2 protein-coding genes are annotated in these 1,269 nt (G+C 31.8%); both read right to left on the reverse strand.

Annotation, left to right across the window (positions count from 1 at the left end):
• Nucleotides 1–739 precede the first annotated feature (739 nt).
• Nucleotides 740–1,024 (reverse strand): type II toxin-antitoxin system RelE/ParE family toxin, encoded by a 285-nt coding sequence (locus tag ACO409_RS10980; protein ID WP_005636121.1) that lies wholly within the window; start codon nucleotides 1,022–1,024, stop codon nucleotides 740–742.
• A complete protein-coding gene (locus ACO409_RS10985) occupies nucleotides 1,014–1,181 on the reverse strand; it encodes a hypothetical protein (protein WP_005646127.1) in 168 nt (55 codons plus the stop codon). The genes ACO409_RS10980 and ACO409_RS10985 overlap by 11 nt, the downstream gene beginning before the upstream one ends.
• Between the last annotated feature and the right edge of the window lie 88 nt (nucleotides 1,182–1,269).

The following is a 1,269-nucleotide window of genomic DNA, read 5'->3' on the forward strand; positions in this document are numbered from 1 at the left end:
AAAAAGGCAAATTTTAAATTTGCGTTAGGTGTGTGTCAGAGTAAAGAATTAATGATATTTTAATAATAGAACCTGGCTTAATCTTTACCCTAGATCACCAGGTCTTTTTACCCATTCCAGGCAATTAAAATGCCTAATAGAACACCCTAAAAAAAGAATAGAATGAACGCCCTTTTTATTATTGTTTTTTATAATGCCCTTATTATCGTTTTTATCCTCTTTTCTGCTTATCTGTACTTAATGTATAAGCGTAAAAAGCACATCAATGCTTTATTAGAAAAAATGTCGAGCTCTTACGCTAAATTTGCAATGAATAACCAGGCTCAGATGCAATTTGAGAAAAGAAAAAGAGAGTGGGAAAGGAAACACCCAATAAAGGCTCTAAAACAACGCATTAAGCGATTTTTTAATTGAGATTAATAAAACCTTTGATATGATGAAAAGGCGAAGAAATTCGCTCTCATATGGATAACAATGGTGCAAAATCTCCTTGCACCCATTAACCGTAGAAAGTTACTCGTCTCTCTTTCTGCGGTTTTTTTTGTTATTATAATCGGGCGAAAAAAATAAGAGATAATTTCGCATTTGCCTAAACGAGCTTAATCTGTCGATTCATCGGATTAAGTTTTTTTTTGCCATAGTTTGTTCTCCTACAAGCTATGGCTTTTTTTTACGTTCAAAAAAATGAAAATCCATAAAATTATTGGCACTTGTTGGCAATTATTTTATGGATTGTATCTTAATAATTTTTTTGTTTAGCTGATTTAAAATCTACGATATAAACGGTTTCTCTACCAATAAGGAATTTTACAAGATATTTCCCGTTAAGAATGGGGATTTCCTTTTTCTTTCTAAGACGGTACACATCTGCCGTGAAAGAAAGTTTATCAACCTCACTCTTGATAGCATCATAAAAATTTTCTGCAATAACCACATTTTGAGATTGTTCTAGAATGTATTGTGCTTGCCGCAGTAGTTTATTTTCTGCTAGTTCATACCATTTGATCGAGTAATCAAATTTCATCGAGTTTTAGTACCTGTTTCAGGTTTTTCATCACATCTTCATGAGAAGTTGATTTTACTAATCCATTTTCTAATTGATGCAGTAAATGAAGTTCTTCGTTTGTATAGAGGGGTTCTTTTTTCTCAAATGTTTGAGTATTGGGTAATGCTATTTGCATAATTCCTCCTTTTTCATATAAGGGTAGTTTATCAGAAAAATTTTTAATCAAAAAATAGGATGAAAACTATATCCCCTATCCTGCATTA

Source organism: Leptotrichia sp., from assembly GCF_057270615.1.